Here is a 24,034-nt window from a genome sequence, read left to right as displayed (position 1 = left end):
GGACGTTATCAGTCCGTCACTTATCCCTAACAACAATAATCATCATTAACGTTATCAGCCCATGAGGCTGTTAACGCTTTTCTTAAGCGCCTGACCGGGGAAGCCAAAACACCTTCCCGGTATCGGGCGGGTGTTTTCTTTCATTGACATAAAATCAAGGAACAACACCATGAATCCCATTTTTTTACCGGTACTGGATGAAACCGATACCGCATTACGTGAAGAGCTGTTTACCGCTCAGGTCACCGGCCTGAGGCAATACCCGAAAGCACCATAGTCATTGCAGCCGGAAACCCTGATGATGTGCGAAGCCGCCACCGTCACGGAAGTGGTGCAGCGGCTGAAGGTGATCCATCTTCTGGGGGACTGGCCGGTGCCGGCGAGGTTATCTGTTCAGGTTTCGGGGACTTTTTTTCCGCTGACCGTCATGATTTTTGATGCACAGGACAGAAAAGTGCTCGGTGGCCGGTTTGGTGAAGAGATTATCTGGGCGCAGCCGGTCACACTGACGTCAGAACGCCTGTCACTGGAACAGCAACAGCAGCGGTTATGTCAGGCAGCGATGCTTGAGCAGAGCTGGCAGAATACTCCGGCGGCGCGTGCGTTGTGGCACAAGGTGCATTTATTGTCACTGCATGGGGTGTCCTCCTGTTATCAGCAGTGCTATGAAGTGCGGGATATTCTCCGGTATGGCGTCTCTGTCAGTGTCTTTTCTGAGGGGACGTTATGACCACGTTACGTTTAACCGTCTGGCAGGTGATTGCGGCTGCCTTGCTGAAACGGCATTTTGGCCTGAGCCTGACCGATACGGCCCTGTGTGAAACCGATACGGTGGCAGCACTGATAGCCCGCGGTGTCCGGCCTTCAGAAGCCATTAACGAACTGGTGGATAAATACGACTTAACCCGGCTGAACACGCAGGTTATCCCACGCAGTACGCCTTATCTGGATATCCACGATGAGCTGACGGTTATTTTTGACAGCGGTCTGGCTGACAGGCTATTCAGGCAGACCGGACAGTAATACTTTTTGTTCAATCTACCCATCGGGGGAACTGTGCCCTGGGTGGGCCGTTCCTCCTGTTTATTCTTATCATTCAAGTGAGGAACTTAACCATGGCAGAATGGTGCACCAATCAACTGGAAATCACCGGCAAATCCGTCTGTCTCGATGTGATGCAACAGTGGGTCTGCGGGGAAGAAGTCCCCCGTTACCGTCAGGCGGTGTTACAAAGTCTGCGCCTGTTTCTGGCAGGCTGTGCGGGGATACTGAAACCCACCAAACCACAAACCTACACCCCGTACCCGGCGCTGGTGCGTGGCACGGCCGCCCCGACGGCGCAGCATCTGGCGTTTGAGCAGTGGCTGCTGCTGTTGCAGAATAATGTGCCGCTGAATAATGACAATATCAAACGCATTGATAACCTGTACCGTCAGTCCGGTCTCAGCCTGATGCACTGGGACAAGGTGCCGGAAGCGGCGCGTGACATTATCGCCCGTCTGCTGACCCGCCAGTATACCGACTGGTTTGGTATGGTGGGCTGGTCTGACACGCCGGATATCGGCGCCTGCTGGGATAAACTGAATGCATATCCGCAAGCGGCCCAGCCCTGCGATATGCTGATGATGATGGCAACGAATCTGGCTACCGAAATCAACGGCAACAGTGGCTTACTGAAAGGCATTCCCACGACGGCGCAGTTTTATGAGGAACAATACGGGCTGGAATGGCCGTTTGGTCACCATGTCCGCTGGGAACGCCGGAATGTCAGCAGTTTAACCGTGCGTTTTGATTCTCCCTGGGCACCGCCTTCGGCCGAGTTGATGGGCGAGCTGTCCGCGATGTTTGACTGTGAAATCCGCCACTGGTACAGCGACGCATCAGGCCAGCTCAAAGGCTACGATTGCTATGACCAGGGTGAGCACGTGGACAGCGGTCACGGGCAGTCAGGACGGGAAAACCGGCCGGCACTCTATCTGGTCACCGGTGAGCAGGCGGAAACGGCACTGGCCCTGCCGGCTATCGCGGTCGGGCAATAGCCCTTCGTTTAACGCAGTATCCATTTATTTTTACATCAACCGAAAGGGGAAACTATTCCCTTTTCGGGGCGTGTTTTCCTTTTTTCGCTTTTTGTTCAGCAAGGAAAACACGCAATGGCATCCCGAACCGATTATCAGAAAGAGTTTATTTCACTGTTTAAACAAACGGCCCGTTATCAGACCCGTTATCAGGTCTTCCGGGATTTTTGCAACTGTGCCATGGCGGCGATCCACAATAAGCACTGTTTCAGTGAGGAGCTGGAGCAGTATTATCTGAAAACCATTAACAAGTACGAACGGGCCGATGTTGACCGGATCGTACAGTTGTTTTCCCATGTGGTGCTCGGACTGGTGCAGGAACCCGGTGATTTTCTCGGCAGTGTGTTTATGCGGCTGGAACTGGGGGATAAAGCCCTTAACCAGTTTTTTACTCCCTGGAGTGTGGCCAGAATGATGGCACAGATGCAGTTGCAGGATGTGTCATTACAATTGCAGCAGAAACCGTTTGTCACATTCTACGAACCGGCCTGCGGTGCAGGCTGTATGACTCTGGCTGCCGCTGAAGAGCTAAGAGAGCAGGGGCATGATCCGTTGTGCAGCCTGTGGGTTCACGCGGTTGACATTGACCCGCTGGCGGCGGTGATGGCCTATATCCAGTTCTCGCTGACCGGTATTCCGGCCGCCGTCACCATCGGCAATGCCCTGCATGATGGCGGTGACAAGCGAACCCGTTACACGCCCGCGCATTATCTGGGCAACTGGTCTCAGCGTTTGCGGGCGGCGGAGCTTATCGCCGCCTGAACGCATTTTTTCAACGAAAATATTATGACTATTGCGCCTTTCGGGGCGTTTTTTTTATTTTTAAGTTGAGTTAATACAAATGGTTATAGTGATAATTAATCTGAATCGGTAAGTCAGTCAGGGGATGAACCGGGTCAGTTTAATTTTCATTTCCGCAAAAAGAGTTGTTCCTTGTTTCCGGCCGGGATTCACCGACACTGAGCCAAATCTGAACCGAAAAGAGGAAAACCATGCTTCAGCGTTTTAAATCCCGTTTTACCCGTGACCTTTCCCCGTCACAAAAAGCGCCCGGGCTAGCGCCTGAAAGAGTACGCGGTGCCGGAGGTTATTTTCGTCCACAGTCTGCAGAGGTGCTGCTGGCAACTTCAGAGCGTGGCCAGTATCTCCGGCAACTGTGGGAAAACAGTGCGCTGCCCGCTGGGTTGTATCAGCAATTCTATCTGGATCCGCTCCGGCAATTATGCGCCCGTGTGCAGCATGTTCCCGCGACACAAGAGGGCGTCTGGTCTTATCGCGGCGGATTTATCGATCTGACCCTGCAATTTACTGCCTGTGCCGTACGGCTGGCAAAAGGGCATATGTTGCCTCCGGGGGTGGCGCCGGAAACACAGGCCGCACAAAGTCTGCTGTGGCAGGCGGTAGTATTCTGGGTCGCGCTGTTTTACCACCTGCCGCTGTTGCGGCAACTGGAAGGGGAACTGGAAGACGGGCATCACTGGCAGCCGGGATTGTGGATACCTGAACGTCGTTTCCGCTTCCGGTTTCAGGCACCGCGGCCTGAGTTGCCAATCCTTTATAAAACGTTGCTGGCTGCCCGTTTGTTACCGGAGGAAGCGGTGACCTGGTTGTCTTTAGTGCCCGGTGCGTGGCAGTGCCTGATGTTGCATCTTGGCGGACATCCGTCTTCTGTCCCGTTGACGGACTCACTGCTTCAGTCTGCCGCTGAGCAGGTGCAGTCACCGCTGCTGAATCCCGTTGAATCTGCTAAACCGGCTACCGATACCAGGCTGTCATCATCAGAACCCGATCCGGTTATTCCGCCTGTCACACCGGGAACAGCCCCTGCGCCCGACACCACCGAGGATACCCGGAGATTACTGTCATTGTTTCAGGCAGAGGAATGAAATTCTGATGAGAAATAATACAAATGGTAACGATAACGATTCGAAATTGTCCGAACGCACCGCATCAGCGCCGGAAGGCCTTGTTTCTGCAATGTACAAAAGGTCATTATATGAAAAATGAAATAATTCAACGTGTTAATTAATATTTCAGTTTATTAACGGGACATTTCTGTACCGGGACACAATATTACACACTAAGGAAACAACAATATGTTAAATAATGAGGAAAAAATGGGCTGGGATGCGTTACTGGACGAGTATTTTTTTTCACGGATGTTACGGCCGGCCACCGAATGGAGTTATCGCAAGGTGGTGCGGGTCTTTATCCGGTATCTGGGGGAAACGGGGTTGCCAGAGAGCGTGACTCACCGGGATGTCCTGCGCTGGCGGCGTCATCTGCTGATGGAAAAAAATCAGTCCGGCTATACGTGGAACAATAAGGTGGCGCACCTGCGGGCCATTTTTAATTTCGGGATGGAAAGAAAACTGTTGTCACACCCCAAAAATCCGTTTAATGACGCGGCAGTCAAAAAAGAGAAGAAACAAAAGAAAACCCTGAGTAAGGCGCAGATAACCGGGATTTACCTGCGGATGCAGCAGTATGAAGAGGAAGAACGTTTACAGACCGCCCCGCGGGGAGGACGCTGTGCCTTATACCCGACGGGGTACTGGCTGACCGTACTGGATACCTTCCGGCTGACGGGCATGCGCCTGAACCAGCTGTTGCATCTGCGGTTACGGGATATTAATCTGGACAACAGTTACATTGAGTTGCGTGTGGAAGGCAGTAAAAACCACAGTGAGTGGCGGGTGCCGATGATCCCGCAGCTGAAACCCCGGCTGGCGCAGTTGGTTGAACAGGCAAAAGCCTGTGGCGCGAAAGAGGATGATCCGCTGTTTGATTTAACCCGCCTGCGTTTTTGTCATCACGGACGCCATGTCAGTCACCAGTATCATCATGACAGAGAAAAGCAACATCTCCGTTCTTTCTTTAACCGCCTGTCTAAAGAATGTGGTTTTGCTGTCTCCCCCCACCGCTTCCGTCATACGCTGGCGACAGAGCTGATGAAAGCCCCTGACCGCAATTTGCAGCTGGTCAGGTGTTTGCTGGGACACCGCAGTGTGGCGACCACGATGGAGTATATTGATATCGATATGGACATCGCGGGTAAAACCCTGGCGAATGAACTGGCGTTTTATCTGGATCTTGCTGTGTAATCTGTTAACGTGATGTAAAAAAACAGGGCAAGATATCAGCGGGATTGCCCTGATTGTGTCACTGGATTATGGGATGGTTTGGAGGGGGAGACACAAAACGAAGAAACCGGGAAGTGTGCTCAAAGAGCAATTCTGACCATCACCTGACTTGACATCAGAATCAATTACTGAAATCATTACTTTCAACGCAAAAAGGTGAGCACAAACTGTGTTCACCTGACTTCGTATAGAGTGGCTGTTTTTAGTTTATTAACTTACGCAAAGTAATATATTATATTCATTAACATTTGCTTAACAGCACTTATTTCTGACTCACGTGTTAAGTTCTTGATATCACTTCAACAAATGAGTTTTAAAATTGGTGCCCGGACTCGGAATCGAACCAAGGACACGGGGATTTTCAATCCCCTCGTAAGTTAATAAAATGTAAAGCCCTGCTAATTTGACAATTTGTACACTTAACTAATTGAATTTATTGAGTGTACAAGATGATAATTCTTCCCATAATTTCCCCCAAAGGGGGCGAAGGCAAATCAACCCACGCGGCTAATCTGGCCGGCTTTTTTGCCGATGCCGGTTTTCGCGTTCTCCTGATTGATGCGGATTATTCGCAACCCACGGCCAGCAGTATTTTTCCCCTGCACTACGAAGCCCCCGCCGGGCTGTACGAATTGCTGATGCAGACGGTGGATCTGAACCAGTCAGAGCAGATCATTTCCCGTTCGGTCATCAACAATCTGGATATCCTGATCTCTAACGATCCCGATGAGCTCCTGCCGACCGCGATGCTGCATGCCCCCGACGGGCGTTTACGTCTGCGTAATATTCTGCAACATCCCCTCTTCAGTCAGTACGATATTATTTTCATTGATTCCAAAGGAGCGACCGGCGTCATGAGCGAGCTGGTTGTGCTGGCGGCCACGCAGGATGTACTGGGGGTGATCAAGCCCATTTTACCCGACGTCCGCGAGTTCCTGCGCGGCACCCTGCGGATGCTGACCCGGCTCCGGCCTTTTGAACACTACGGTGTCCGGCTGCCGGCCATTCAGATACTGGTCAACGGGATCGAAGGCACCAATCTTGACCGGGATACACTGAGTGAACTGACCGATATTATCGATAACCGACGCTATGATGCCGCCGCACTGGGTGGCCGGCAGGTTTACCGGTTACTGGACACCCGGATAGATCTGCTGGATATCTACAAACTGGGGCATGTCCGTGCCCAACCTGTGCATCGTCTTGAATATAAAACGGCCCGTAAAAGCCCGGCGGCGGCGCACACCCTGCACGCCCTCGCCTGTGAGCTGGTGCCCTTATGGGCGGAGAAGTTCGATGCCGTATTGGTCGAACAACCGACAGGAGACGCACAATGAATGTTATCTGGCGGGCGGTCTGCTTTCGTTATGAACGTGTTGAATTACTGTTCAGTGATGATGAGTGGTTTGTGTTTGTCGATGCGCCGGATCGGGAAACGGCGCAGGCGAAACTTCAGATCCTGTTACCGGCAGTGCTCGGCGTGTCTGCGGATGAGGTCGAGCACTTTTATCCCCGCAATGAAGCGGAACTGCGCCGGCAGGCGATGTGCCCTGATGCATCGCCGGATTTGGCGTTGCTGGAATGTGGCTGGGAAAATGACCAGCCGCAGTATCTGACCCGTGAAGAGGTGCTGTTCTGGGTCTCTTCGCCGCATCTGCAACAGCGTTTAATCGCGGCCCTGAATGCGGTCAGTCAGGAGGTTGCCGATGGACATGGCGCATGATCATTTAAAGATCATCAGTGACGAAGTGCCCTGCTACGCGTATGCCGAAGTAGGGGTACTGGGCGGTCTGATACTGGAAAATGATCGCTGGGACAGCGTGGTGCTGTTACTGGTGGCTGATGATTTTTACTTTCCGGCCCACCGGATCCTGTTTCAGGCCATCGCGGAACTGAGTGAACAAAACTGCCCGTTCGACCTGATCACCCTGACCGACATACTGACCCAGCGCGGGCACATCGACCGGGCCGGCGGGTTTGCCTATGTGGCAGAAGTGAGTAAGAACACCCCGAGCGCGGCCAATATTGAGGAATACGCCCGTATTGTGGCGGAAAAAAGCCGGTTACGTCAGTTAATGGCACTGGGGCACGCCCTCAGTGCGGATGTCCTTCAGCCGAACAGCCAGTCAGATACGCTGATTGCGCAGGCGGAAAGCCGGCTGTTTACGCTGGCGGAAAAAGGCACGACCCGGCAGCAGCAGGAAATGACCCTGTTGCAGGGGGCGGAAAGTCTCATCACCCATCTGGAGCGCATACAGGGCAGTAACGGCATTACCGGGACGGCCACCGGATTTCAGCTTCTCGATGAGAAAACCTGTGGCTTGCAGGCGGGGGACCTGATCCTGCTGGCCGCCCGCCCTTCCATGGGAAAAACCGCACTGGGACTGGCCTGTTGCCTTGGTGCCCTGCGGCAACGGGAGGAGGCCGTGGTGCAGATTTTCAGTCTGGAAATGTCAACGGCCCAGCTGATGTTGCGGCTTACCGCCATGGAAGGCGGGGTGTCTCTGAGCGCCCTGCGCAACGGGATACTGGATGATGAACAGTGGAGCCGCATCAGCCAGAGCCTGGCGCAGTTCTCCCGCTGGGATCAACGGCTGATTATTGATGATTGCAGTCACCAGACACCCGCATTACTGCGGGCCCGTGCCCGCCGCTATACCCGCAAATACGGTCAGCCCGCCCTGATTATGGTGGATTATCTTCAGCTGATGAGTGCGCCCGGACAGGAAAACCGGACACAGGAGATTGCCGATATTTCCCGCAGCCTGAAAGCGCTGGGCAAAGAGCTGGGCTGCCCGGTGCTGGCACTGTCCCAGCTTAACCGGCAGCTTGAAAACCGTTCTGATAAACGCCCCAATAACGGCGATTTACGGGACTCCGGCTCGCTGGAGCAGGATGCCGACCTGATATTGCACCTTTACCGTGATGAAATCTATCACCCGGAGTCTCCGGATGCAGGGATAGCCGAAATCATTATCGGCAAGCAGCGACAGGGACCGACCGGCACGGTACGGGTGCGTTTTGACGGGCAATATACGCGCTTTTCAGACTTATCAGCAGGCCACTCTGGTGGCGGGAATTAAATGATGACACGGCAAAATCTCAGTCTGGGCAGTGCCCTGTTACAACAAGGCCGACAGGCCGTCGCCACTCTCAATGACAACCCGCCAATGGCCGAAATGCCGATGGTCCTGACGCTGGATCAACTGCGCCCCAATCCGGATAACCCCCGTACCGGGCGGAATCCGCGTTACGACGATATCAAAGCCTCCATTCAGGCGCGCGGGCTGGATACGGTGCCGAAAGTGACCCGGGATCCGCAGGGTGAGGATGTCTATATTTTCAGCGATGGCGGCAACACCCGCTATCAGGTTTTATCTGAACTGTGGCAGGAAACCGGCGATGCGCGTTTCTACCGCATTCACTGCCTGTTTAAACCATGGCCGGGCCGGTTGCAGTGTGTCATCGGGCATCTGGCAGAAAATGAACTGCGCGGGGAACTCAGCTTTATTGAAAAGGCACTGGGGGTTCATAAAGCCCGAAGTATTTATGAAGAACAGCAACAGCGAAAAATCCCCATGCGGGAGCTGGCCACCCTGCTGAGTCAGGCGGGATTTCCGGTGAGTGCCAGTCATATCAGCCGGATGGAAGATACCGTGGAATACCTGTATCCGTGGATCCCCAACCTGCTGGGATCGGGGCTGGGGGTTGCACCTGTCCGGACGTTGCTGGCTTTGCGGCAGGATGCGGAGGCTGTCTGGCTGCAACATGTTGTCAGTGCAACATCAGAGCCTGCCTGTTCCTTTGGCGCGATTTTTGGTGCCTGCTGTCGCAAATTTGACGCGCCGGAAACCTGGTCACCGGACATGTTCCGGGATGAACTGATTGGCGATTTATTACAGGCACTGCCGCACCCGCAGCTGAATTATGACCGCTGGATACTGGAACTCGATCCGAAGGAAAGTAACCGCCGGCAACTTTTTGGCGAACAGTCCACGGCGGTTGATGGTGTGCCCGTGCCGGAAGATGCGGAAACGAAAAGAACGGATATACCTGAAACGGATCGGATTCAGTCGCCAGACAGGGGATCGCATCCGCAAATAAGGGTTCAGCCTGTTACGGAGGCGGTGTCGGCATCGGAGACAACGCCCGCGCCGGTCGATAACACCCCCGTCCCGTCCTGCCGGAACACGCCGGTGATTCCGCCTTATCAACCGGCTGACCGGCCTGAACCGGCTCGCCCTGAAGCCGACAATCTGTCTTTTGCTCACACTGGTCTGGAGCCGGTCAGTTCGGTCTGGGACATTTCCCCGATGCAGGATGATATCGATCACCTGCAAAACATGGTATTTCGCCTCGCCTTTGAACTGGCAGAAACCCAGCAATGTGAAAATGCGGTGATGCCGGCATCGGATGTCCAGTCGGTGGGATACCGGCTGGCTGAACCGCTGTCTGCTCAGCCTTTTGCCCTGCTGCTTTTGTCCCTGAGCGGTGAAATGCCACTGACAGCTGCCCCCCTGACACTGACCGACCTGTTACTGGGGAGCACTTTGCCGGACGGTTTTCCCTTACTGGATGACAGCCAGACGGTGAAGTTTTTGCGTCTGATACGCCTTATCCGCCGCCTGCGCGAGCTTCAGCGCAGGATGTCACCTGACAGTCCTGAGGGGCCATGATGCGCGTTTTCCGAATATATTCCTGTCGTTCTGACGGGCCTGATAGTGGGAGGAAGTGTATGAATCATTTATCGCAAGCCACCAATAACCTGCTGATGCAGATGGTGATGGATTTAAAGAACGGCTATATCCGCCGGTGTGAATCACTGGGGATGACCCCGACGGAAATGCAGATGTTGCAGAGCCTGACTATTGAGGATTTGCACTATTTAGGCAACAGCCCGGTATCGGTGCTGACGGTGCATATCCACCACAGCAACCTGGCCCGTATCCTGCAACAGGCCCGGATTGAACAGCAGCGGATGCAGCGCATTGACCGGGCGCTGATGCTGGGCGGTTCGATTGAAATGATGCGGTATTTCTTCGGGTTATCCAGTCTGGAAATCGCAGCGCGCCGGCGGATTGCCGGTATTGCGGTGCGTGCCGGACGGGGGCTGGTGCTGAGCGAAGCCGAAAACCGCGAGTTATGGCAATGCTGGCAGGGCGCGGAGATTGCACAGGCTGACAGTGCTGAGGGACTGGATATGATGATGGATGTAGCAGAGCGTAATGACGTGTCATTAACGTCCGTCTGGAACGCGGTACGGGAATGGTATCCCGCCGGGTCAGCGGACACGGGCCCCGCCGTTCGTGAGGGAGCATAAGATGGTGCAGAAAATGGCGATGTCAGGACGATTAAGGGAACTCATCCCAGGGCTGGGGCTGTATGTCCCGCCGCGGGTGCCGGTGCTGTACTGCCAGAAAGCCTGCCATCAGGTGCGGCGATTCCGGCGGGGCGAGCGGAATTACATCCGGCTGAAAGAAAAGGGCACCGGTTACCTGAAAATCAATATCAGCCTGTCATGGCGGTTGTTAAGCCGTGATGCCGGTCAGCATTGGGAACTGATGCACCACGAGCGCTACAACAATGAAATCCGTAAAACCTGACATCTGAAGTGTTGTCATTCTGCATCCGGTCGCGAAGTGACGGCCGGGTGCAGCCCTGAGAATATTTTTTGACGTATTAACCCCGGAGATAAGCAAAACCATGGCCCTGCCCGCAGACAGTTTAATTGCCCATACGATTGATAAAATGAAAAACCGGCTGGCCGCGCGGGCAGACGACGATGTTTCACAACTGCGCAGTGGTCTGCTGTTTATGGGCAACATTCAGGATGCCTATCCCCGGTGTTTGTTGCTGGATAATCGTTTGTCCCCGCTGGATAAAACCGGCTGGATGATGATACGCCTTTATGCGCAGCAAAATGAGGGCGCGGTTTTTCCCAGTTACGATGAATTGCAGGTGTTGCTGGCGTCACCCTATAAAGGAAAAGCGTCCCGTGAAACCGTCAGCCGGGTGTTACTGATGCTGCGAATAACCGGCTGGCTGAGTCTGTGCAAACGGATCCGTGATGACAACGGGCGGGTCAGGGGCAATATCTATGCTCAGCACGATGAACCGCTGACCTGCCGCGATGCGGAAACCTTCGATCCCGGCTGGCTGGAGACGGTTTCTGAAGCCTGTCGCAGTAAAAACAGAACCCTCAGCCAGACCGCCCGGGATGTCCTGACGGAAATCAAAGCTGACCCGCAGATGCGCCATCGCCACAGTCATATCCGTTTGCTGGAAGCAAGGCTGGGGGCCGCACAGACGCCGCAGCAGGCGGTGATGCGTCAGACCCTGAAAACAGCGTCATCCGATGCTGACATTCAGACCGGACGCCGTCAGCCGGTACCGGGTTCGGCTGCCGGACTCAGTCAGCAGGCCCCCTCAGAGACACCGAATTCGGAAACCGAACTCAGTCTTAAATCAACGGCTTATAGTCAAACCACTAAACCGAACTGTTATGTACGTTCTTTCACACAGAGTGTGAATAAAAAAACATACGTAGAACCGCAATCTGCTCTTTTGCTTCCTGAAGAGCTGTGCCGGCAACTGGAGTCGGACGATGTGACCATGCTGACCAGTCAGTTACAGGCGCTGCCTGCTGAACAGGCGCAAACGGTACTGCGCAGTCTGGATAACGCCCTGCGGACAGGCAGCATCGGCAATCCGGTGGGCTGGCTGCTGACCGTCATGAAACGGGCACGGGAAGGGAAATTATTTGTGCAGCCGGGGCAGACCGGTGTTCCCGCCACGGTGGCAGCCCCCGCAAGACGACCGACTGAGCCTGAACAGCCGGTTTCACGTCCGGTGCAACCCGCTTCACCGGCACATGTCCGCAACGTGGTGAGCGAGATCCGACAGCAGATGAATCTGGCGAAATACTACCAGAAGTAGTGTGTATGAAAAATGCACTGTGTTGGAGGGTCCAACACAGCTTAAAAATCATACTGTGTTGGAGGGTCCAACAAAGTGTAAAAAACATACAATATTAACAGGTTCAACAGGTTGGGTAAAAAACTGGCTTTGAAGGGAATAAAAATGTGAATGTTATCTGTTTACATCAGAGCGTTATCAGCATTGCATATCTTCAAGGTAATCCTACGAAGCCAACAGGGAGATTACGTGGAATGTATTCTCTCCATAACACTGCCCCACTTTCCTCCCAGGGGGGAATAGTAGGCGCCAGATTTTTCCAAAACTGTATCTTTCTTTTGACTTGAGGGTGCTCCTTATTTCTGAAGATCCACCTTAATTCACTTGCTGTTACATTTGATTCAGCTCCTGGGTATTCCCTTTTCTTCACGACATATTCCATGTTTATACCATCAAGTATGAAATGAATATGCATATCTTCGGTCAGATTATTATTCCCTGTGGTTATCCATGATAATGAACCCTTACATTTTCTGCCTGATATGCGGGATGGATGTTCATTGGGATATGTTAATGCAGTACGGTATTTGGGGTGTTCTGATAGGTGGGAAAGAAAATTTTGAAAATAAGGGAGGTTTTGGGGCAGAGTCATATTATAAAATTGGCGTTGTCCCGTGTTTATTATATCAACCTCCCGTGGAACTACATATTGATCAACTGTTGATGCTCGTACATTGTACTGATCTAATCTTATCTCAATCTGTAATGTTCTAGCATATATCGTCCTTTGAAGTTGTAAACCATATATTAAATCACCAGGTGAAATTTTTTGGGTGAAAGGAGGCTTAAATGGCATTTGTCTTCTCCTTGTAAATTCAGGATGAAACTCAACAGATAATTAAGCCAGGTAGTATTATCCTTTAGACATGAATCCAGAATGGATCATTATCATACAATGTTGGCAGTGCCAATACTGGCTAAAAAGACACCTTTTTTGACAGTGAATAAAACCCATCATTTTTCTCTTTTTTCATAACTGGTTATCTATTGAGTCCTTGTCTCCTCTGCCCTGATAGTTTGACTGACTTATCAAGGCCAAACAGGAGTCGTTGTACATGTCTGATGCAGAAGATAAATCATCATCCCAGTCACATTTACGCGCCGGGGTATTAACCTCTTCATTAACGATTGAACTTCACACCCACTACGCCATCCGCCTCTGGGCAGGGCGTAAAAAAGAAGACGTCACCGGCCGCCGTCAATACCCGGACATTATCGGTATGCCGCAGGTCATTAAACGGGCGGGCACCATCAGTGAGGATGCGGCGGCTGACAACCCGTATGCCGACAGCTGGCTGATGAAACTGGAACAGGCTCTGGCGGCGGCCTCGGCCAGCCTTCAGCAGAGTATTGCCACCTTGCAGGAAACACTGAACGCCCTGCCGGCACAGGTGACGTTATCCGCGGTTTCCTCTGTTGAACCGCTGAATATCGGGGTCTACAGTCACTCCCCGCTGGGTTACCGCTGTGTCTGGCTGTTGGTGGGTTTCGACCAGCTGGCGATGAAAACCTTTCAGGCCTTTCATTACGGTTTTATTTCCCGTTCAGAGCGGGATGCGTTGCTGCATAACGGCAGCCGGATTATCCGCCAGATTTATGGTCTGGTGCGTTCTTACCGCCCCCTGAAGGTAACCCGTGCGGATATTGAGGAAAAAACGCCGGCCGGCCTTGAGGCCATTAAATGGCTGGGTGAACCGGCCCCCGATATTCTGTCAGGCCGGTTACGCTCTGATTTCTCACCGTTCCGGCGCACGGTGACTCAGGATACCGGGAGGGCGTGATATGCCACTGTATTTATGTGAAAAACCCTCTCAGGCCCGCGATATCGCCCGGGTACTGGGGGCGAAACAGCGCGGACAGGGATGCCTGCTGGGGCAGGGGGTGACCGTGACGTGGGCTATCGGGCATTTGCTGGAGATGGCGGCACCCGAACATTATGGTGAACAGTTCGGTCCGCCGTGGCGGATAGAGCCGCTGCCGGTATTGCCGAAGCAATGGCAATGGGCGGTGAAAAAAGAGACCGCTGACCAGTTTGCGGTGATTAAGCAGCTACTGAAACAGGCCGACGAAGTGATTATTGCCACCGATGCTGACCGGGAAGGGGAAGTAATTGCCCGGGAACTGCTGGAATTCTGCCGTTTCACCGGGCCTGTCAGGCGGCTGTGGCTGTCCGCACTGGATGAAACCAGTATCCGGCAGGCACTGGCAACGCTGTTACCGGGGGAGCACACCGAGTCACTCTGGCAGGCCGGACTGGGACGGGCACGCGCGGACTGGCTGATGGGGATCAATCTGACCCGCCTGTATACCCTGAAGGCGCAGGCGCAGGGATTCGGTGAGGTGTTGTCCATCGGGCGGGTACAGACGCCGACACTGGCACTGGTGGTAAACCGTGATAACGACATCGCCCGGTTTGAACCCCGGCCCTACTGGCAGGTGGTGGCTACATTGCAAAAAGACAATATTGGCTTTCGGGCTAAATGGCTGCCGGCACCCGATAACTGTGATGAAGAAAAACGCTGTATTCAGGAAGATATCGCTCATAGTGTGGTTCAGCGCTGTCAGCAGGCACAAGATGCTGTGGTGACTGAACTCACGCAGAAGCGGGAGAAAACCCCGCCGCCGCTCTGTTTTGATTTGGGGACACTCCAGCAGGCGGCTTCCCGTCAGTGGGGTATGGGTGCCGGTCAGGTGCTGACGATTGCCCAGTCGTTGTATGAAACCCATAAAGCGACCACTTATCCGCGCACGGATTGCGGTTATCTGCCGGTTTCAATGCGGGAGGATATTCCGGCCGTGTTCACGGCACTGACCCGCACCGATCCGGCAATGAACCCTGTTATCAGCCCGCTGGATGCCAGCACGTTTTCCCGTGTCTGGAATGACAGTCAAATCACCGCACATCATGCCATTATTCCGACCCGCCATCCCTTTGATATCACAAAACTGACGGCGGATGAACTGAGGGTTTATCAGTTGATCCGCCAGTATTATCTGGCGCAGTTTCTGCCGGTACAGGAAACGGATGTGACTGAGGTGACATTGACACTGGGCGGGCAGGTCTTTCAGGCGACAGGGCGGGTCAGTGTGGTCACGGGCTGGCAGTCGCTGTTTACCGGTGAAAAGCAGGAGCATGACAATACGGCCCTGCCGGCACTGAAAAAAGGGGAACGCTGTCCGGTAACCCGGGCAGAAGTTCAGTCCTGTCAGACGCGGCCCCCGGCCCCCTTTACCGAAGGGACGCTGATTGCGGCCATGAAAAATGCGGCGGCATTTATTCACGACCCGCAGCTTAAAAAAGTGCTGCGGGCAAGTAGCGGACTGGGCACGGAAGCGACCCGGGCGGGCATCATTGAAGGTCTGTTTAAACGTCAGTTACTGATGCGAAAAAAGAAAAATCTGCATGCAACGCAGCTGGCGCAGGAGCTGATTGCCGGGCTGCCGGATGTGCTGACGCATCCGGGCATGACCGCACTCTGGGAACAGTCACTGGACGACATTGCACAGGGGCGGGCCACACTGGCGGGTTTTATGCAGAAACAGGCACAGTGGCTGACCCACTTGGTGGAGAAGGGGAAAACACAGTCAATCCGGTTTACCCTGCCGAAAACCCCGGCGTGCCCGCGCTGTGGCGGCCCGATGCAAAAACGGACCGGGAAAACCACGCCGTTCTGGGGCTGCACCCGTTATCCGGCCTGCAAGGGATGCTGAATGCCAGCGCAGTGACCGGTTCGCGTAAAACCCGGCGGGAAAATTCACCCGGCTGAAAATAGGATTAGGGATTGAACGCACGGGCAGATGCTTTAACAATCATGCCGTTATTCACCGAAAACTCCCGTAGCCTGAAAGGGAGCGCAGGCATTGCGGTACATCTGCCCCCCTTTGAAAGCAGATATTGTCAGTTCAGTGGCAGTGAAGGTTTTTTATTCTTTATCAGGACGTCAAACGTCGTCTGATGCCCGACGGGAAAACGCATTCCCGTCAGGGAACCGGATTTTCTCCGTCATCGCTTATTTTTATTTCCATGGAGAACATCGTATGTCTGAGAACACCACCGCCTTAACCAAAAATGACTATTTCAACCTGAATATTAAAGGACTCGGCTACCTGAATAATATCCGCCATGTCAGCACCGCCAGCGGGACGTTCCTGAGCTGTGTGATCAATGCGCTGAACGGGCCGAGTGATAACCCGGTTTATGTGCGTTTTGATATCACCGTAGTCGGCAAGGAAGCGACCAGTCTGATCGGTCGTTGCCAGAAGTCCGTTGATGAGGATAAAAAAGTGTTGCTGGGTTTTACCTTAAGCAATCCGTCCACCGATATCTTTACCCTGAAACGCGGTGATCATGCCGGCGAACAGCGTGTCAGCCTGAAAGCCCGTCTGATCAAAGTGGACTGGATCAAAATCGGTCAGGAGAAAGTGTATCAGGCCGAACAATCTGACTCGATGCCGCCTCAGAACGGTATTACGCAGAAAGAATATGCCGAGAACTCGTTCTGATATTCCGCTGAACAGCCCTGAATGTTCAGGGCTGTTCGTTATTCATGACCAAAAATAAAAGGATATCGTCATGCATGTTGCACCGATTGGGGTTCTGGCTCTGCAATATTGCCATAAACAGTTACCGTTAACCGTGTTGCAAAGCCGTGCGGGGTTTTATATCGGCACGCTGGATGAGGGGATGCCCTGCTCCCGTGAGTCAGTCGAGTATTTTGCCTGCCGTGAGCAGGCCGAATTTGCCCTGAAACAGGGACAATGGACACAACGTCAGTCAGTTTAACCGATAAGGAAACAGGTATGTCTTCACGCGGGATTAACAAAGTGATTTTAGTGGGGTATCTGGGGCAGGATCCGGAAATTCGTTACCTGCCCGCCGGCGGGAGCGTGGTCACGCTGTCACTGGCGACCTCCGACAACTGGCGGGATAAACAGACCGGTGAACTCCGGGAGAAAACCGAATGGCACCGGGTCGTTATCTTCGGCAAATTAGCCGATATTGCGGCGGAATATTTGCAGCAAGGCGCACAGGTTTATATTGAAGGTCAGCTGAAAACCCGCAAATGGCAGGATAGCCAGAGGCAGGATCGCTACTCAACGGAAGTGGTGGTGAATGTGAATGGATCGATGCAGATGCTGGGCAGTCGTGGGGAGGCAAAGAACGCAACACCTCAGCAGACCGGACATAAACCGGCACAGAAGCAGTCTCCGTCTCAGGGTGCTAATCAGGAAAGAAAAAACCCGCCACCGGTACAGGAATCAATGTTACCGGAAGAGGATGAAACCGACTGGGATTCGGAAATTCCGTTCTGAGTGGTGTTTTCATCATTAACGTATTGCCCTGTTAAATGGAAACAGGGTTGGATACTGTTTTAACGTGTAACGCGAAAGTGTTATCTATCTTTATGATATAAAAGTGTTATTCAATATAAATAGCACTTTTTGCTAAAAGACGTTGACTCAGATAAGTATAATTAATCGCAAGTACACCTGCCACGCTGAGTCCCTTAATCAGGGAATGCGCAAATTGGCAGGTTTTTTTTTACCTGAATTTTGCTTTCTGTGACATTTATGACAACGACAACGCAAAAGAAGATTTATCAAAAGCGTCCGGAAGATATTTCTTTTCTGATTAATAAACTTCGGGAACGTGGCTTAATCATAAAAGAGAACAAGGCTGCGGAGCATGCACTGACATTCATCGGTTATTATCGATTACGCGGTTATTTTTATCCTTTTTATATAATGGATGCACAGCGCATCCCACAACCGACTGAGCCGAAACATTTTGTTGCAGGGACAACGTTAGAAGATATTCTTCAGCTTTATGAGTTTGACCGAAAATTACGCCTGATTATCCTCGAACAAATACAAAAAGTGGAAATCGCATTACGAACCTGTTTGTCTGAACATATGTGCGGAAAATATGGTGCTCACTGGTTTATGAACTTATCTGTGCTGAGTAATGACTACCACTATGAAAACTTTTTTGGTCAGATTAATGAGGCCAAAGAAACGTTTATTGAACATTATAAACAGAAATACCACACGCCGAAATACCCGCCTTCCTGGATGATCACCGAAACACTGAGCTTTGGTTCATGGTCAAAAATATATAAATCGTTACTGCATGTGGATCAGAAAGCAATTGCCCATAAATTTAATGTGAAAAGTTATGAAGTCATGGCGTCGTGGTTTCATACATTAAGCCATATTCGCAATCTTTGTGCGCATCATAATCGAATCTGGAATCGATCCTTCCGGGCATTCCCGCCGAAAAAAGGGCGTGAATTAGAACAACATATTATTAATCCAACAACGCTTTACAGTCGGTTGGCTATTCTGAAATACCTTTCCGCTCAGGTGTCTTATCATAATGGTTTAAAAACACAGTTAATGGCATTAATGAAAGAAAAACCGGGTTGTGTCAACTGGGAAGCAATGGGATTTATTAATAACTGGGATTGCACAGCACTCTGGCAATAAAATACAGGTTATTGTGAAAAAGAACCTTTCAGACAACATTCAGGGTTAAACGGAATGCCGGTCACTCAGATAAGCGATTTTACGTGTTAAACTTACATGTTCGATTATTGAATTAAATAACGCAATTCGTTAAAGTAGAAATGCTATCGGCAAAATCCGATAGTCAGGGATTAGCAACCCTGAGAAACACTCCACTGGTAGGATATTTCTACCAGTGTGTCTGCTATCACCCTTTCAATGGTGGTTCAGGCAGGGGAGACTCACGTCTCGCCGGTCGAGTGTTTCCGGTATTGCTAACCCTGTCTGAACTACCACCAATAATCTACAGAAAGGGAAGCAGGTATGACGATGATCCACACTCAGAAAGACTGGCACCCAGCCGAAATTATTTGTGCATTACGCAAACGTGGTACGACACTCGCCGCTTTATCCCGCGAATCGGGATTAAGTTCTTCCACCCTGGCAAATACCTTATCCCGCCCATGGCCCAAAGGGGAACAGATCATCGCTGCCCGTTTAGGAATGGAGCCTGCTGAAATCTGGCCCAGCCGCTATTTTGATGATTACGGTAATTTTATTGAGCGCAAAATCCGTCAGCCGGCTGATGAAAGCCGGCCAGTGGCGGAATAACACACTGATATAAATCATAATGTGATAATGCCGGCTCCGGCAGATTAATTTCCAGCAGACACAGTTGAGTTGTTCATTGAATACAGTATCGGGTTCCCTGCATAGTCGGTGCTATTGATGACTGAGCAGGAGCCTGATCGGAATGAAAAATCGTGTGTTAATCAGCCTGACAGCGGTCATACTGACCGGCTGCACGGGATGTGTAAAACAACCGCCACCCCAACCCGCAAACGCCTCCCCGCCTTCCGTGACTCAGAGACAAAACAGCCCGTCTGTGTCACCGGATATATATGGGCAAGCCCCCGAAGTCGTCCGCGCTGGTCGTTATATCCTGGTCAGTACCGACCCGACAACCGCCCAGCGTGATCCGCTTTCTCAGCTGATTGAGGTGCATATTCCGGCATCTCAGCAGCTCACGGTGGGCGATGCCCTGCGCGACGTGCTGCGCCAGTCGGGTTACCGGTTATGTGCACCTGAAAAAAACCATGATATTTTATATCGTCAGCCGCTGCCGTCGGTACACACGCAGTCAGGCCCCGTGCGGCTGCGCACGGCGTTGCAGTTTATGGCCGGTCCGGCCTGGCAACTGGAGGTGGATGAAGTCCAGCGTGTGGTGTGTCACCATCTGCGACCGGGGTATCAGCCCCCACAACCCCGACAAGGAAAGCAGCCATGAGACGGCATCAAATCGGTCTGGTGACATGGATAGCGCTCAGCAGCCCGGCATGGGCAGACACTCCGGCACCCTTAACCGCGCAGCAGACGCAGGTTGTGGAAAGTCAAAATCAAACGTTGAAAACACCAGCCGGACAATGGGGACTGAAGGAAGAAGAATACCAGCGCTATCGGCACCTGATGGCAGGGCCAAGGGGAATTCAGTCGCCGGGACTCGATCCGCTGACCGCATTAGGAATTGAAGCGGAAACAGAGGCAGAACGCCGCCGTTATGCCGAGCAGTGGGTGAGAGCCGAATTTGCCCGTACTGAAAAAGAACTGCGTTTCCAGCGTGAGGTGAATACCGCCTGGCAACGACTGTTTCCTGATGTCCTGCCCGTTGATATGGCAAAATCGCAGGAAATAAACGGGCGACTGGCTCTGTTTGTGAAAGCGGATGATTGCCCGGCGTGTGACACCCGTCTGACCGAGGTCTTGGCTGCTACACAACCCGTTGATATCTATCTGGTGGACAGTCAGGGCAAGGATGACAGGTTGCGCCAGTGGGCCAAAAAACATCAGATCCCCGTTGAACGGGTACGCCACCGGCAAATCACCCTGAATCATGATGCGGGGTACTGGTTCCGATTTGGCAGGGGGCTGATGCCGGTCTTGTTGCGACAGGGGGAGCAGGGATGGCATATCACCGCATTACAATGAAACGGCTGAGCGTACTCCCTGTTATCGGCCTGTTATGGATAAGTGCCGGCCATGCCGGACTGAATGTGATTGCCGATTTAGGCGGCAAAGATGCCTCGCCCTTTTATGAGAGCATTAATGCGCAGCAAGGCAAAGCGCCTTTGCCCGTGGCACCGTATTTCTCACCCGACGGGGTCGGTGAAGCTGCCATGTTACCCGTTAAAACACCGGCACTGACACCGGGCAAAGTTGACAGCAGACCTCTGCAACTACCGGGGATTGGCGCTCTGTTTCTGATTGGGGATGACCCGGCTTCACGCCAGTGGTTAAGCCAGAATGCCGGCACATTGACAAAACTACATGCCGTGGGTCTGGTGGTGAATGTCAGGGACCGGGCGGGCTTACAGGCACTGCGCGCATTAGTACCAGATTTACGGCTGTCACCGGCTGCCGGCACCGAACTGGCCCGCCGGTTGCAGCTGCAACACTATCCGGTGTTGATCACTGAAACCCGACTTGCTCAGCAGTTGTTACCATGAGCCGCCGTTATGTGGTGGAAGCCCTGCTGCGTCCGGCCGTCGAGCTGAATACGGCGCTGGTTTCCGCCGTGGCGGCGTTTGTCTGTCTCCGGGCGCCCTGGGCCATTGCACTGGTACCCGCCGTCAGCTATATCATGGGCGGCGGGTTTGCCGTCCTGGCGATACTGCGCACCTGGCAGGGCATGCAGGTTATCCGCTATCGCCGGAACCTGCGCCGCCTGCCGCGTTATCAGATGAGCACAAAGCATATTCCCGTCAGTCACCGGCAGTTGTTTCTGGGTCGGGGCTTTCGCTGGCAGCAGAAGCATACCCAGCGTTTGCAGGATACACGGCGACCGGAGGTGGAACGATTCGTACAGCCGTCTCGGGTTTATCAGCTTGCCCGTACACTGGAGCGAACAACCGAATACCGCTGGCCGGCCTTCTCTGGGTTGTTACGTCAAGACTCCCCCTTCAATCCGGTTCGCCCATTGCCTCCGGTGGGCGGCAATCCGGCCCTCCACGGCATTGAGCCCCAGGAGGCGGACGTGTTTATGGACCTGCGCGAGCGGGTCGGGCATACGCTGGTGATGGGCACGACCCGGGTGGGCAAAACCCGGCTGGCTGAACTGCTGATAACACAGGATATCCGGCGCGGCGAGGTGGTGATTGTTTTTGATCCTAAAGGGGATGCTGACCTGTTAAGGCGTATCTGGGCCGAAGCGCACCGGGCCGGTCGCGGCAATGAACTGTCTCTCTTTCATCTGGGCTGGCCGGAGATTTCAGCCCGTTATAACGCGGTCGGACGGTTTGGCCGGGTATCCGAAGTGGCTTCCCGTCTGGCCGGGCAGCTTAGCGGGGAAGGCAACAGCGCCGCGTTCCGTGAATTTGCCTGGCGGTTTGTCAATATTGTCGCCCGTGCTCTGGTGGCGCTGGGGCACCGGCCGGATTACCAGCTGATCACCCGCTATGTCAATAATATCAGCGAACTGTATCAGCGCTATGCCACCCGGGTGATGGAAGAGCGGCAACCGGTGCTGCTGGCGCAAATCCATCATGTCCTCAGCACCCTGAAAGAAAAAGACATTCCGCGCAATATGCAGGGGCAACCCGATGCGCTCCGGCTCTGGGCGATGGAAATGACCCTGAGTTCTGACGCCGGTAAGCAACTTTATGACCCGATTCTGGATGGCCTGCGTTCGGCCGTGCGTTATGACCGGACCTATTTTGACAAAATTGTGGCGTCCCTGCTGCCGCTGCTGGAAAAACTGACCACCGGCAAAATTGCGGAATTGTTATCGCCGGATTACCTCAATATGACAGATCTGCGGCCCATCTTTGACTGGGAGCAGGTGATCCGCAAAAACGGCATTGTTTATATCGGGCTGGATGCGCTGTCTGACAGTGATGTGGCTTCGGCTGTAGGTAACAGCATGTTTGCTGATTTGGTCAGTGTCGCGGGGCAGATTTACAAATATGGCATGAACGCCGGATTGCCGGTTCGCCATGACGGTAAGCTGGCAATCAACCTGCATTGCGACGAATTCAACGAACTGATGGGCGATGAATTTATTCCGCTGATCAACAAAGGCGGCGGTGCGGGCATGCAGGTCACGGCGTACACCCAGACCTCGTCTGATATCGAAGCCCGTATCGGCAGCCCGGCCAAAACCGCGCAGGTGGTGGGTAACTTCAATACCCTGATTATGCTGCGGGTGCGGGATAACCGGACGGCGGAGCTGCTCACCAGTCAGTTACCGGAAGTAGAAATCTACAGCAAGACACTGGTCTCCGGGCATTCGGATATTGCCGATGTGGAGCAGGGGCAGGATTTTACCTCGTCCACCCAGGACAGGGTCGGCACCGTCAAAACCCCGCTGGTGACGCCGGCGGAGATGATTAACCTGCCGAAAGGGCAGGCGTTCGCACTGCTGGAAGGCGGGCAGTTGTGGAAAATCCGCATGCCGTTGCCCACCGGTGATGACGATGATGCCCTGATGCCGGCCAGTTTGCAGCACATTGCCGACCAGATGCGCCGGCACTACCGCACCAGTGAACACTGGTGGACAGAGCAGGGGGGTGACCGCACATGACACAGTCAGAAAATCCCGCCCGCCAGCCTTCTCAGCCGCCCCGCAAGCCCGGTCTGTTGTACCGTGTGTTATGGGAATGGCCGTGGCAGCTTATCGGCTTTGGGGTGATGTCGTGGCTGTTCAGCCTGTTACTGGAATACCTCGGCATGACATTTTTCTGGTCAGAGCAGGGGGCTACTCACAGCCAGACGATGATGAACACGGAGCTGCAATTTTTATCGACGGAATTTACCCGCAGTCTGTTGTTGTCAGACCCCGCCCAAACCGTGCCGGCCTGGCTGGCACAGGCGTATCAGTGGCTGTTTGTGGACAGTGGGTTTATGCGCTGGGTTCAGGAACAGTCGCACTATCCGTTTCAGCGCAATAATGATTTTCTGCGTGAATTCAATGCGGTATTACAGGGGCTGTTGGTGCATTTGCAGGAATATTGGCTGGCGACGGTGTTTATCACGATGGTAACGCTGATCCGGCTGACCATTCTGTTGTTATCCGTGCCTCTGTTTGTGATGGTGGTCGTGGTTGCACTGGTTGACGGGCTGGGACGGCGGGACTTACGACGTTACGGAGCCGGGTATGAATCCAGTTTTGTTTATCACCATGCCAAACGGGGAATAAAACCGGCCTGCACGGTGCCCTGTATCCTGTATTTATCGTGGCCGGATGTGGTGCATCCTACGGTGATATTGCTGCCGGCGGCGGTACTGTCAGGGATGGCAGTGGTGATTACCACGTCGATGTTTAAAAAATATATCTAAGGC

At 53.2% G+C, this 24,034-nt stretch carries 26 protein-coding genes; 25 read left to right on the top strand and 1 reads right to left on the bottom strand.

Annotated elements, in window-relative coordinates; translation table 11 throughout:
• Positions 1–331: 331 nt before the first annotated feature.
• From AACQ81_RS11625 to AACQ81_RS11565, 13 genes are all read left to right on the top strand, one after another.
• Positions 332–730, top strand: a complete 399-nt coding sequence (locus AACQ81_RS11625) for a hypothetical protein (protein WP_339353443.1) — start codon at positions 332–334, stop codon at positions 728–730.
• Positions 727–1,023 carry a TA system toxin CbtA family protein gene (locus tag AACQ81_RS11620; RefSeq protein WP_115825545.1) on the top strand — a complete coding sequence of 99 codons (297 nt, stop codon included), beginning with the start codon at positions 727–729 and terminating at the stop codon, positions 1,021–1,023. Before AACQ81_RS11625 ends, AACQ81_RS11620 begins: the two co-directional genes overlap by 4 nt.
• 92 nt (positions 1,024–1,115) lie before the next feature.
• A complete protein-coding gene (locus tag AACQ81_RS11615; protein ID WP_237385452.1) occupies positions 1,116–2,039 on the top strand; it encodes a DUF1281 domain-containing protein in 924 nt (307 codons plus the stop codon).
• A 114-nt stretch (positions 2,040–2,153) separates the two neighbouring features.
• Positions 2,154–2,840: an N-6 DNA methylase gene (locus tag AACQ81_RS11610; RefSeq protein ID WP_237385451.1), complete on the top strand. Its 687-nt coding sequence runs from the start codon at positions 2,154–2,156 to the stop codon at positions 2,838–2,840.
• A 230-nt stretch (positions 2,841–3,070) separates the two neighbouring features.
• Complete coding sequence (locus tag AACQ81_RS11605) at positions 3,071–3,964, top strand: TraI domain-containing protein (protein ID WP_237385450.1); 894 nt, start codon at positions 3,071–3,073, stop codon at positions 3,962–3,964.
• A 210-nt stretch (positions 3,965–4,174) separates the two neighbouring features.
• Positions 4,175–5,182, top strand: coding sequence for a tyrosine-type recombinase/integrase (locus tag AACQ81_RS11600; RefSeq protein ID WP_237385449.1), 1,008 nt, complete (start codon positions 4,175–4,177; stop codon positions 5,180–5,182).
• 488 nt (positions 5,183–5,670) lie between these two features.
• On the top strand, positions 5,671–6,558 hold the full coding sequence (locus AACQ81_RS11595; RefSeq protein WP_237385448.1) for a ParA family protein: 888 nt from the start codon (positions 5,671–5,673) through the stop codon (positions 6,556–6,558).
• Complete coding sequence (locus tag AACQ81_RS11590; protein ID WP_237385447.1) at positions 6,555–6,944, top strand: hypothetical protein; 390 nt, start codon at positions 6,555–6,557, stop codon at positions 6,942–6,944. The genes AACQ81_RS11595 and AACQ81_RS11590 overlap by 4 nt, the downstream gene beginning before the upstream one ends.
• Positions 6,928–8,304 carry an SPI-7-type island replicative DNA helicase gene (gene dnaB-PI / locus AACQ81_RS11585; protein WP_237385446.1) on the top strand — a complete coding sequence of 459 codons (1,377 nt, stop codon included), beginning with the start codon at positions 6,928–6,930 and terminating at the stop codon, positions 8,302–8,304. Before AACQ81_RS11590 ends, dnaB-PI begins: the two co-directional genes overlap by 17 nt.
• Positions 8,305–8,307: 3 nt before the next feature.
• Positions 8,308–9,897, top strand: coding sequence for a ParB family protein (locus AACQ81_RS11580; RefSeq protein WP_237385445.1), 1,590 nt, complete (start codon positions 8,308–8,310; stop codon positions 9,895–9,897).
• A 59-nt stretch (positions 9,898–9,956) separates the two neighbouring features.
• The gene (locus AACQ81_RS11575) at positions 9,957–10,541 is read left to right on the top strand and encodes a DUF2857 domain-containing protein (protein ID WP_237385444.1); all 585 of its coding nucleotides are present in this window, start codon (positions 9,957–9,959) and stop codon (positions 10,539–10,541) included.
• Between the two features lies 1 nt (position 10,542).
• A complete protein-coding gene (locus AACQ81_RS11570) occupies positions 10,543–10,824 on the top strand; it encodes a ParE family toxin-like protein (RefSeq protein ID WP_237385443.1) in 282 nt (93 codons plus the stop codon).
• Positions 10,825–10,924: 100 nt separating this feature from the next.
• A complete protein-coding gene (locus AACQ81_RS11565; RefSeq protein ID WP_237385442.1) occupies positions 10,925–12,157 on the top strand; it encodes an STY4528 family pathogenicity island replication protein in 1,233 nt (410 codons plus the stop codon).
• Positions 12,158–12,350: 193 nt separating this feature from the next.
• Here the strand turns inward: AACQ81_RS11565 and AACQ81_RS11560 are convergent, their stop codons facing one another.
• On the bottom strand, positions 12,351–12,992 hold the full coding sequence (locus AACQ81_RS11560; RefSeq protein WP_237385441.1) for a hypothetical protein: 642 nt from the start codon (positions 12,990–12,992) through the stop codon (positions 12,351–12,353).
• A gap of 259 nt (positions 12,993–13,251) precedes the next feature.
• Here AACQ81_RS11560 and AACQ81_RS11555 point away from each other — a divergent pair, with 259 nt between their 5' ends.
• From AACQ81_RS11555 to AACQ81_RS11500, 12 genes are all read left to right on the top strand, one after another.
• A complete protein-coding gene (locus AACQ81_RS11555) occupies positions 13,252–13,977 on the top strand; it encodes a PFL_4669 family integrating conjugative element protein (RefSeq protein WP_237385440.1) in 726 nt (241 codons plus the stop codon).
• A 1-nt stretch (position 13,978) separates the two neighbouring features.
• Positions 13,979–15,907, top strand: coding sequence for a DNA topoisomerase III (locus tag AACQ81_RS11550; protein ID WP_237385439.1), 1,929 nt, complete (start codon positions 13,979–13,981; stop codon positions 15,905–15,907).
• 327 nt (positions 15,908–16,234) lie between these two features.
• Positions 16,235–16,699 (top strand): STY4534 family ICE replication protein, encoded by a 465-nt coding sequence (locus AACQ81_RS11545; RefSeq protein WP_099137710.1) that lies wholly within the window; start codon positions 16,235–16,237, stop codon positions 16,697–16,699.
• Positions 16,700–16,769: 70 nt separating this feature from the next.
• The gene (locus AACQ81_RS11540) at positions 16,770–16,979 is read left to right on the top strand and encodes a hypothetical protein (protein WP_237385438.1); all 210 of its coding nucleotides are present in this window, start codon (positions 16,770–16,772) and stop codon (positions 16,977–16,979) included.
• A 17-nt stretch (positions 16,980–16,996) separates the two neighbouring features.
• Positions 16,997–17,509, top strand: coding sequence for a single-stranded DNA-binding protein (ssb, locus tag AACQ81_RS11535; RefSeq protein ID WP_237385437.1), 513 nt, complete (start codon positions 16,997–16,999; stop codon positions 17,507–17,509).
• Positions 17,510–17,767: 258 nt separating this feature from the next.
• Entirely contained in the window at positions 17,768–18,682 is a 915-nt protein-coding gene (locus AACQ81_RS11530) for an Abi family protein (RefSeq protein WP_237385436.1), read from the top strand.
• 342 nt (positions 18,683–19,024) lie between these two features.
• Positions 19,025–19,312, top strand: coding sequence for a helix-turn-helix domain-containing protein (locus tag AACQ81_RS11525; protein ID WP_086954004.1), 288 nt, complete (start codon positions 19,025–19,027; stop codon positions 19,310–19,312).
• 142 nt (positions 19,313–19,454) lie between these two features.
• The gene (pilL2, locus tag AACQ81_RS11520) at positions 19,455–19,988 is read left to right on the top strand and encodes a PFGI-1 class ICE element type IV pilus protein PilL2 (protein WP_237385435.1); all 534 of its coding nucleotides are present in this window, start codon (positions 19,455–19,457) and stop codon (positions 19,986–19,988) included.
• A complete protein-coding gene (locus tag AACQ81_RS11515) occupies positions 19,985–20,686 on the top strand; it encodes a TIGR03759 family integrating conjugative element protein (RefSeq protein ID WP_237385434.1) in 702 nt (233 codons plus the stop codon). Before pilL2 ends, AACQ81_RS11515 begins: the two co-directional genes overlap by 4 nt.
• Positions 20,662–21,204 (top strand): integrating conjugative element protein, encoded by a 543-nt coding sequence (locus AACQ81_RS11510; RefSeq protein ID WP_237385433.1) that lies wholly within the window; start codon positions 20,662–20,664, stop codon positions 21,202–21,204. The genes AACQ81_RS11515 and AACQ81_RS11510 overlap by 25 nt, the downstream gene beginning before the upstream one ends.
• The gene (gene traD / locus AACQ81_RS11505; RefSeq protein ID WP_237385432.1) at positions 21,201–23,276 is read left to right on the top strand and encodes a type IV conjugative transfer system coupling protein TraD; all 2,076 of its coding nucleotides are present in this window, start codon (positions 21,201–21,203) and stop codon (positions 23,274–23,276) included. The genes AACQ81_RS11510 and traD overlap by 4 nt, the downstream gene beginning before the upstream one ends.
• Positions 23,273–24,031: a TIGR03747 family integrating conjugative element membrane protein gene (locus AACQ81_RS11500; protein ID WP_237385431.1), complete on the top strand. Its 759-nt coding sequence runs from the start codon at positions 23,273–23,275 to the stop codon at positions 24,029–24,031. The genes traD and AACQ81_RS11500 overlap by 4 nt, the downstream gene beginning before the upstream one ends.
• The last annotated feature ends 3 nt before the right edge of the window (positions 24,032–24,034 follow it).

The organism is Xenorhabdus sp. Sc-CR9, from assembly GCF_963897815.1.
In the GTDB taxonomy this organism is placed as follows: domain Bacteria; phylum Pseudomonadota; class Gammaproteobacteria; order Enterobacterales; family Enterobacteriaceae; genus Xenorhabdus.
The sequence above is the reverse complement of the archived record's forward strand: the minus strand, read 5'-3'. Positions and strand labels throughout refer to the sequence as shown.